Genomic DNA, 8,663 nt, shown 5'->3' with positions numbered 1-8,663 from the left:
ATGGCCTACCCGATCCGCTACCAGATGCGCACCGAAGTCGGCCAGGGACCGCTGGAGATGCTGGCACTGCGGGGCTTCGTGCTGCCGTCGCGCATCTTCGTGGGCCGGGAGCCGCAGGTGGTGCCGCGTGCCACCTCGGCCCCGCGCATGTAGGGCAAACGGGGCAGGCAACGATGACCCACCAGGAATCACACCGTGTCAATCTATCAGTTCGCCCCGCATGGCTCCACAGGAGCGAGCATCGTCGCGTTATGATGCGCGCCGGTCCAGTCCAGCACCACCTTGCCGCTGTTGCCCGACAGCATGGCCGCGAAGCCGGCCTGGAAGTCGTCCACGCCGAAGCGGTGCGTGATCATGGGCGTCAGGTCGAGCCCGCTTTGCAGCATGGCGACCATCTTGTACCAGGTCTCGAACATCTCGCGGCCGTAGATGCCCTTGATCTCCAGGCCCTTGAAGATGATCTGGTTCCAGTCGATCGCCATCTGCGACGGCGGGATGCCCAGCATGGCGATCTTGCCGCCGTGGTTCATGTGCTCGAGCATGGTGGCGAACGCGCTCGGCACGCCCGACATCTCCATGCCGACGTCGAAACCCTCGGTCATGTGCAGCTCGGCGGCCACGTCCCCGAGGTTTTCATGCTGCACGTTGACCGCGCGCGTGGCGCCCATCCTGCGGGCCAGCGCGAGGCGGTAGTCGTTGACGTCGGTGATGACCACGTTGCGCGCGCCCACGTGGCGGGCGATGGCCGCGGCCATGATGCCGATCGGGCCGGCGCCGGTGATGAGCACGTCCTCGCCCACGAGGTTGAACGACAGCGCGGTGTGGGTGGCGTTGCCGAACGGGTCGAAGATGGCGGCGATCTCGTCCGGGATGTCGTCGGGGATGCGGAAGGCGTTGAAGGCGGGGATCACCAGGTATTCGGCGAAGGCGCCGGGCCGGTTGACGCCGACGCCGACCGAGTTGCGGCACAGGTGGCGGCGCCCGGCGCGGCAATTGCGGCAGAAGCCGCAGGTGATGTGCCCCTCGCCGGAGACGCGGTCGCCGATGGCCAGCCCGCGCACTTCCTGCCCGAGCGCGACGATCTCGCCCACGTATTCGTGCCCGACCTGCATCGGCACCGGGATGGTGTGCTGCGCCCACTCGTCCCATTTCCAGATGTGGATGTCGGTGCCGCAGATGGCGGTCTGGCGGATGCGGATCATCACGTCGTTGTGGCCGACCTCCGGCACCGGCACGTCGGTCATGGCCAGGCCGGGCGCGCGTTCGGTCTTGGCGAGGGCTTTCATGGCTGGGCTCCTTGCTGTGCTGTCCTGTACCGATGCGGCGCGCGGGCTCAGGCGATGGCGCCGAAGCGCCGGCCGACCCTGGCGAACGCGGCGACCGCGCGCTCGATGTGCTCCGCGCTGTGCGCGGCGCTCATCTGCGTGCGGATGCGCGCGCGGCCCTTGGGCACCACCGGGAAGGAGAAGCCGACCACGTACACGTGCTCGGCCAGCAGCGCGTCGGCCATGCCGGTGGCCAGCGCGGCGTCGCCCAGCATGACCGGGATGATCGGGTGCTGGCCCGGCACCAGCGTGAAGCCCAGCGCGCTCATCTCGCGGCGGAAGTGCTCGCCGTTCTCGCGCACGCGCCGGCGCAGCGCGGCGCCTTCGTCGCTGGCCAGCAGCGCCAGCACCTTGAGCGTGGCCGCGGCGATGCTCGGCGCCAGCGAGTTGGAGAACAGGTAGGGGCGCGAGCGCTGCCGCAGCAGGTCCACGATCTCGCGGTGCGCCGCCACGTAGCCGCCGGACGCGCCGCCCAGCGCCTTGCCCAGCGTGCCGGTGATGATGTCCACGCGTCCCTCCACGCCGCACAGCTCGGGCGTGCCGCGCCCGTGCGCGCCGACGAAGCCGACCGCGTGCGAGTCGTCCACCATCACCAGCGCGCCGTACTGGTCCGCCAGGTCGCAGATCGCGCGCAGGTCGGCGACGATGCCGTCCATCGAGAACACGCCGTCGGTGGCGATCAGCTTGAAGCGCGCGCCGGCGGCGTCGGCCTCCCGCAGGCGCGCCTCCAGGTCGGCCATGTCGTTGTTGCGGTAACGGTAGCGCCTGGCCTTGCACAGGCGCACGCCGTCGATGATGCTGGCGTGGTTGAGCTCGTCGCTGATGACCGCGTCCTGGTCGTCGAGCAGCGTCTCGAACAGGCCGCCGTTGGCGTCGAAGCAGCTCGAGTAGAGGATGCTGTCGCCGGTGCCGAGGAAGCGCGCGAGCGCGGCCTCCAGCGTCTTGTGCACCGACTGCGTGCCGCAGATGAAGCGCACCGACGCCATGCCGAAGCCGTCCTCCTCCAGCCCGCGCCGCGCCGCCTCGATCAGGCGCGCGTCGTCGGCCAGGCCGAGGTAGTTGTTGGCGCAGAAATTCAGCACCCGCTCGCCGCCGGCCAGCCGGATGTCGGCCGCCTGCGGGCTGGCGATCACGCGCTCGGCCTTGTGGAAGCCGTCGGCGCGGATGGTGTCGAGGGTGTCGCGGAGATGGGAAAGATAGCGGTCGCGCATGGGATCCCCTGGCGTGGTGGTTTCGTGCAATGCCCAGAATGCCAGTGCCTATGGTATGCCCGATGCCACGTGCGCGCAGGAAAATGTCGTGCCGCCCTCGCCACCCGCGCCGACCTCAGGGCTGCGGCGCTTCCGCCCCGGCCACGCTGGCCGCGACTTGCGGGCAGCCCGGCGCGCCGGCGCGCGCCTCGCCGAAATTGCACAGGTAGCTCATCACCATGTCCGGCACGTGGCGCAGCCGCGAGGCCACGCGCTCGGGCGCGCCGAGGTCCACGCCGAGCACGAAGGACAAGGTGTAGCGGTTCGAGATGAAGTACGAGCCCAGGCCGGAGATCGACACATACAGATCCACCCAGTCCGCGTCGGGGCGGAACACGCCCTGCGCCTTGCCGCGCTCGAGGATTTCCGCCAGCGCGCTCTTGAGCGGGTTGAACATGGCGGGAATGACCTTGGACTGGCGGATGTGCTCGGCCTTGTGCAGGTTCTCGGTGCCCAGCAGCAGGATGAATTCGGGCTGCTCGACGAAATGCTGGATGGTGTGCATCACCAGCGCGCGCATGTCGTCGACCGGGTTGTCGCCGGTCAGGCCGAGCTCGTTCTGGCGCTCGCGCATGGCGGCATAGGCGCGCTCCATGACTTCGATGAACAGCGCTTCCTTGCTGTCGAAGTAGTGGTAGACGAGGTTCTTGCTGATCTTGCTGCGCGCGACGATGCTGTCGACGCGCGCGCCGTCGAAGCCCTTGGCGGCGAATTCCTTCGACGCCATCTGCAGGATTTTTTCGCGCGTGGCCTGGGCATCGCGAGGCTTGGGCTTGCGCGCGGTCTTGGCGGTGGCTGGCATGGCGAGGGGTTCCTTGAAGTTGTGCGGGGCGCTGCGCCGCGATGGTGCGTGCGCTAACCAGATGGTTAGTGTACACCGCCCGCCGTGCACAAAAACCATGCGCAAAGCCTTGCCAGGCAACATTCTTGTGCTCCGTGAAAACCCGGTTGACAAGCAAAAACCGGTCTTCTATTGTACTGACTAGTTAGTTAGCTGATGAATCGGTGCGCGGTCCCGGGCAAGGGCTCGCGCGGCACGGGCAAGTCGCCCGCGCCTCACAAACCTGGAATCTGGAGAGGACATGGTTCAAGCAGGAAGCAAGGCGGGCGTGCGCGTCGGCTGCGACATCGGCGGTACTTTCACGGACATCGTCCTGGCCATGCCGGACGGCCGCCTGTTCGTCAACAAGACCTCGACCACGCCGCACGACCTCGGCGAGGCCATCGTGACCGGCCTGGGGGCGCTGATCGCGCAGGCCGGCATCGCGCCGGGCGACATCACCGAGATCGTGCACGGCACCACCACGGCCTCCAACACCATCCTGCAGAAGGTCGGCGCGCGCACCGGCGTGCTGACCACGGCGGGTTTCCGCGACGTGCTGGAGATCGGCCGCATCCGCACGCCCACCATGTTCGACCTGGGCTGGCAGAAGCCGCTGCCGCTGGCGCCGCGGCGCTACCGCCGCGGCCTCAACGAGCGCATCGACGCGCGCGGCAACATCGTGGTGCCGCTCGACGCCGACGAGGTGCTGCGCGTGGCGCGCGGGCTGGTGGAAGAGGGCGTGGAGGCGCTGGCGATCTGCTTCATCAACAGCTATATCAATCCGGCGCACGAACTCGCGGCCAAGGCGAGCCTGGAGCGGGAGTTCCCGCGCCTGCTGGTGACCGCATCGTGCGACGTGCTGCCGGAGATCAAGGAGTACGAGCGCACCAGCACGACCGTGGTGAACGCCTACATCCTGCCGGCCATGCGCACCTACCTGCGCCGCCTCAAGGACGACCTCGGCCGCATGGGCGTGACCGCGTCGCTGCAGGTGATGGCCTCCAACGGCGGCATGATGGGCGTGGGCAGCGCCAGCGACAAGCCGGTGTTCGCGGTGGCCTCCGGCCCGGCCGGCGGCGTGGCCGGCGCGGCGCGGATCGGCGCGCTCGGCGGCGGCCGCGACCTGATCGTGTTCGACATGGGCGGCACCACCGCCAAGGCTTCCATCATCACCGACGGCGTGCCGTCGCTGACCACCGAATACGAGTTCCGCGACGGCATCAGCGCGCCGAGCCGCTTCGTCAAGGGCGGCGGCTATGTGCTCAAGGTGCCCGCCATCGACATCGCCGAGGTGGGCGCGGGCGGCGGCTCGCTGGCCTGGATCGATGCCGGCGGCCTGCTGTGCGTGGGGCCGGAATCGGCCGGCGCCAACCCGGGTCCGGCCTGCTACGGCCGCGGCAACGACCGCCCCACCGTGACCGACGCCAACATGGTGCTCGGTTATCTCAATCCCGCAGCGCTCGCCGGCGGCAGCCTCAAGGTGGACCCGGCGCAGTCGGCGCGCGCCATCGACACGCACATCGGCGCGCCGCTCGGCCTCGACACGCTCGCCGCCGCGCACGGCATCCGCCACGTGGCCAACGTCAGCATGGCGCGCGCGCTGCGCGCCGTGACGGTGGAGCGCGGGCGCGATCCGCGCGACATGACCATGATCGCCTTCGGCGGCGGCGGCCCGCTGCACGCGGTGGACGTGGCCATGCTGCTGGGCATCCGGCGCGTGATCGCGCCGGTCATGGCGGGCGTGTTCTGCTCGGCCGGCATGCTGTGCGCCGACGCCGAGCACAACTTCGTCAAGGCCATCCTGCGCCCGCTGGCCGAGTGCGACGCGGCCGGCATCGGCGCGGTGATCGCGGAGCTGCGCCAGCAAGGCCAGGAGGTGCTCGCGCTGGAAGGCTACGGACGGGAGGCGGTGGAGATCGCCGTGGGCATCGACCTGCGCTACCTGGGCCAGAGCTCGGAGCTGACCATTCCGCTGGCGGGCGGACGGGACGGCAGCGTGCCCGACGCCGCCGCCATCGCGCAACTGGTGGAAGACTTCGGCGCGCTCTACCAGCAGACCTTCGGCTACCGCAACGACGAGCCGCTCGAGCTGGTCAACATCCGCTTGAGCGCCTACGGCCGCAGCGACCAGCGGCTGGACTTCGACGCCATCCAGGTGGACGCCAGCGCGCTGCACGGCGTGGCCGGCACGCGCCCGGTGAGCTTCGGGCGCGGCCAGGCACCGCGCGAAACGCTGCTGGTGCCGCGCTCGGCCATCACCGCGGCGCCGCGCCAGGGCCCGCTCGTCATCGAGTCCTACGACACCACCATCGTGGTGCCGCCCGGCGCCTCGGCGCGCGCCGACAAGATCGGCAACATCATCATCGACATCGACAGCCCCCAGGAGGCAGCATGAGCACGCAGTTCGACCCGGTGACCTTCGCGGTCGTCAAGAACGCGATGGATTCCATCGTCGACGAAGTGGCCTACACGGTCATCCGCACCGCGCGCTCCGAGATCGTCAAGGACGTGATGGACTACTCCGCCGCCATCTGCGACCGCCACGGCCGCATGGTGGCGCAGGCCAAGACCATCGCGCTGCACCTGGGCGCCATTCCCGAGGCGATGGAAGCGGTGCGGGCGCGCTACGGCGACGCGCTGCGGCCCGGCGACGCGGTCATCGTCAACGACCCGTACCAGGGCGGCATGCACCTGCCGGACATCTTCATGTTCGTGCCGTTCTTCTACCGCGGCGAGCTGGAAGGCTGGTGCGTGGTGATCTGCCACCACACCGACGTGGGCGGCCGCGTGCCGGGCTCCAACGCCAGCGATTCCACCGAGATCTACCAGGAGGGCCTGCGCATCCCGGTGCTCAAGCTGTACGAGGCCGGGCAGGTCAACGACACGCTCGAGCGCATCATCGCGCAGAACGTGCGCGTGCCGGACCGCGTGCTGGGCGACCTCAAGGCGCAGTACGCCGCCACCCAGGTCGGCGTGCGCGAGCTGACCGCGCTGTTCGACCGCTACGGCCGCGCGGACACGCGCGCCTACCTGAACGAGCTGCTGGACTACGCCGAGCGCCTCACGCGCGAGGAAATCCGCAGATGGCCCAAGGGCACCTTCCACTTCACCGACTACATCGACGACGACGGCCTCTCGCCCGAGCCGATCCCGATCCGGGTGGCGCTGACCGTGCACGACGACCACGTCAGCGCGGACTACACCGGCTCGTCGCCGCAGGTGCGCGCGGCCATCAACTCCACGCTGTCGTACACCAGGTCGTGCACCTATCTGAGCGTGCGCTGCGCGCTCAAGGGCGACGTGCCCAACAACGCGGGCGTGTTCCGCTGCATCGAGGTGCGCGTGCCCGAAGGCTCGGTGCTCAACCCGCTGCCGCCCAGCGCGGTGGCGGCGCGCGCGCTGACCGGCTACCGCGTGTTCGACGCCATGCTCGGCGCGCTGGCGCAGATCGTGCCGGACCGCATCCCCGCCGCCGGCGAAGGCGGCAACACCGTGGTGTGCCTGTCCGGCAAGGGCGACAACGGCAAGCCGTACATCATCGTCGACATGATCTGCGGCGCCTGGGGCGGGCGTCCGGCCAGCGACGGCATCGAGGCCATCACCAACGCCTCGCAGAACCTCTCCAACACGCCGGTGGAAACGCTCGAGGCGCAGCATCCGGTGCGCGTGGAAGCCTACGAGCTGGTCGAGGATTCCTGCGGCGCGGGCCAGTTCCGCGGCGGCCTCGGCATCCGCCGCAGCTACCGCGTGCTGGCGCCGGACGCGCTGCTGCAGCTGCGCGCGGACCGCATGAAGTTCTCGCCATACGGCCTGGCCGGCGGCGCGGCGGCGAGCCCGGCACGCAACCTGCTTGAGCACGACGGGGCCACCACCGAGCTGCCGAGCAAGGTCGGCATGACGATCGCGCGCGGCGACCTGGTCACGCACATCCAGCCCGGCGGCGGCGGTTTCGGCGATCCGCTCGCGCGCGACTTCGCGCGCATCCGCGAGGACGTGTGGAACCACAAGCTCAGCGCGGCCTTCGTGCGCGAGCACTACCAGGCGGTGGCGGACCCGGCCACCGGCGAGGTCGACGCCGCGGCCACCGCCGCGCTGCGCGCGCGGCGGCTGGTGAAGGCGGCGTAGGCCGGCGCAGGCCGTCGATACGGCAGCGCTCGCGCAGCAGGATTCACGCTTTCACGGATTCACGGTCACACCGGAGGCGGGTACACATCGAGACCCGCCCACGCCCACAAGGAAACTACGATGCGTTCTTCTGTCATGAAACTGGCCTGGCGCGTCTGCGCGGCCGCCGCGACATCGATGCTGCTGACCGCCGCCTGCGCGGCGCAGGCTGCCGACCAGAAGCTGCTGGTGCGGATGGATTACTCGCCGTGGGGCATGCATGCGGCCATGCACCTCGCCAGGCAAAAAGGCTGGTTCCAGGAGGCCGGGCTCGATGTGGAGGTGCAGGACGGCACCGGCACCATCAACACGCTGCAGCTGCTGGCCGCCGGCCAGGCCGACGTGGGCCAGGTGCAGCTCGGCACGATGGCGGTGGCCAGGGAAAACGGGCTGGAGCTGATGTCCATCGCCGGCTTCGCGCGCAAGGGCGACCTCGCCGTGATGGTGGACGAGAAGCTCGGCGTGAAGTCGGTGCAGGACCTGATCGGCAAGAAGCTGGTGTGCTTCACCACCAGCCCGTGGGCGCCGTTCATCGATCCCTACTTCAAGGCCAACGGCATCGCCAAGGGCAAGGCCAGCATCGTGATGGTGTCGCCGGCGGCGATGATCTCCACCTACGCCTCGGGCAACAGCGACGGCTTCCTCTCGCAAGCGCCGTTCGGCCAGCCGATGGTGTCCAAGGTGCGACCGGCCAAGGCGCTGCTGCTGTCCGACAGCGGCATCAACTTTCCCAGCTACGGCCTGGTGGCGACGCCGCAGCGGCTGGCCGAGAAGGGCGCGGCGATCAGGAAGTTCACCCAGATCCAGGTGCGTGCGTGGGAATACATCTACAACGGCCACATCGACGAAGGCGTGGCGGCGATCCAGGCGCAGCGCCCCAACGTCAAGCTCGACCCGCAGATCCTGCAGGCGCAGATCCAGGCCTACCGCCCGTTCTTCGACAGCCCCACGCAGAAGAGCCTGCCGTTCGGCCGCCAGGACGACGCCGACTGGACCGCCGCGATCCGCTCGATGGAGCAGGCCGGCATGATCAAGCCCGGGCACAAGCCCGCCGACTACTACACCAACGCCATGCTGGCGAACTAGGCGCGGGAGACGGAA

At 69.5% G+C, this 8,663-nt stretch carries 6 protein-coding genes; 3 read left to right on the top strand and 3 right to left on the bottom strand.

Annotated features, from left to right (window positions below; genetic code table 11):
• Positions 1 to 206: 206 nt before the first annotated feature.
• The 3 genes from tdh to AC3WXD_RS14450 form a co-directional block, all read right to left on the bottom strand.
• Positions 207 to 1,286, bottom strand: a complete 1,080-nt coding sequence (tdh, locus tag AC3WXD_RS14460) for an L-threonine 3-dehydrogenase (RefSeq protein ID WP_059414914.1) — start codon at positions 1,284 to 1,286, stop codon at positions 207 to 209.
• Positions 1,287 to 1,333: 47 nt separating this feature from the next.
• On the bottom strand, positions 1,334 to 2,536 hold the full coding sequence (locus tag AC3WXD_RS14455) for a glycine C-acetyltransferase (RefSeq protein ID WP_492324012.1): 1,203 nt from the start codon (positions 2,534 to 2,536) through the stop codon (positions 1,334 to 1,336).
• 115 nt (positions 2,537 to 2,651) lie between these two features.
• Positions 2,652 to 3,377 carry a TetR/AcrR family transcriptional regulator gene (locus AC3WXD_RS14450; RefSeq protein ID WP_020203036.1) on the bottom strand — a complete coding sequence of 242 codons (726 nt, stop codon included), beginning with the start codon at positions 3,375 to 3,377 and terminating at the stop codon, positions 2,652 to 2,654.
• A 280-nt stretch (positions 3,378 to 3,657) separates the two neighbouring features.
• Between AC3WXD_RS14450 and AC3WXD_RS14445 the strand changes: the two genes are divergently transcribed.
• From AC3WXD_RS14445 to AC3WXD_RS14435, 3 genes are all read left to right on the top strand, one after another.
• Positions 3,658 to 5,793 (top strand): hydantoinase/oxoprolinase family protein, encoded by a 2,136-nt coding sequence (locus tag AC3WXD_RS14445; RefSeq protein ID WP_029043616.1) that lies wholly within the window; start codon positions 3,658 to 3,660, stop codon positions 5,791 to 5,793.
• The gene (locus tag AC3WXD_RS14440; RefSeq protein ID WP_492324011.1) at positions 5,790 to 7,523 is read left to right on the top strand and encodes a hydantoinase B/oxoprolinase family protein; all 1,734 of its coding nucleotides are present in this window, start codon (positions 5,790 to 5,792) and stop codon (positions 7,521 to 7,523) included. Before AC3WXD_RS14445 ends, AC3WXD_RS14440 begins: the two co-directional genes overlap by 4 nt.
• A 120-nt stretch (positions 7,524 to 7,643) precedes the next feature.
• Positions 7,644 to 8,648, top strand: a complete 1,005-nt coding sequence (locus AC3WXD_RS14435; protein ID WP_492324010.1) for an ABC transporter substrate-binding protein — start codon at positions 7,644 to 7,646, stop codon at positions 8,646 to 8,648.
• Positions 8,649 to 8,663 lie beyond the last annotated feature (15 nt).

This window comes from Cupriavidus sp. FW216-B1, from assembly GCF_058789195.1.
Note: the sequence above shows the minus strand (reverse complement) of the source record. Positions and strands in the feature narration are given on the sequence as shown.

Excerpts from the sequence above, each read along its gene's own strand:
- tdh (WP_059414914.1), bottom strand. The coding sequence starts at position 1,286 with ATGAAAGCCCTCGCCAAGACCGAACGCGCGCCCGGCCTGGCCATGACC.
- AC3WXD_RS14455 (WP_492324012.1), bottom strand. The coding sequence starts at position 2,536 with ATGCGCGACCGCTATCTTTCCCATCTCCGCGACACCCTCGACACCATC.
- AC3WXD_RS14450 (WP_020203036.1), bottom strand. The coding sequence starts at position 3,377 with ATGCCAGCCACCGCCAAGACCGCGCGCAAGCCCAAGCCTCGCGATGCC.
- AC3WXD_RS14445 (WP_029043616.1), top strand. The coding sequence starts at position 3,658 with ATGGTTCAAGCAGGAAGCAAGGCGGGCGTGCGCGTCGGCTGCGACATC.
- AC3WXD_RS14440 (WP_492324011.1), top strand. The coding sequence starts at position 5,790 with ATGAGCACGCAGTTCGACCCGGTGACCTTCGCGGTCGTCAAGAACGCG.
- AC3WXD_RS14435 (WP_492324010.1), top strand. The coding sequence starts at position 7,644 with ATGCGTTCTTCTGTCATGAAACTGGCCTGGCGCGTCTGCGCGGCCGCC.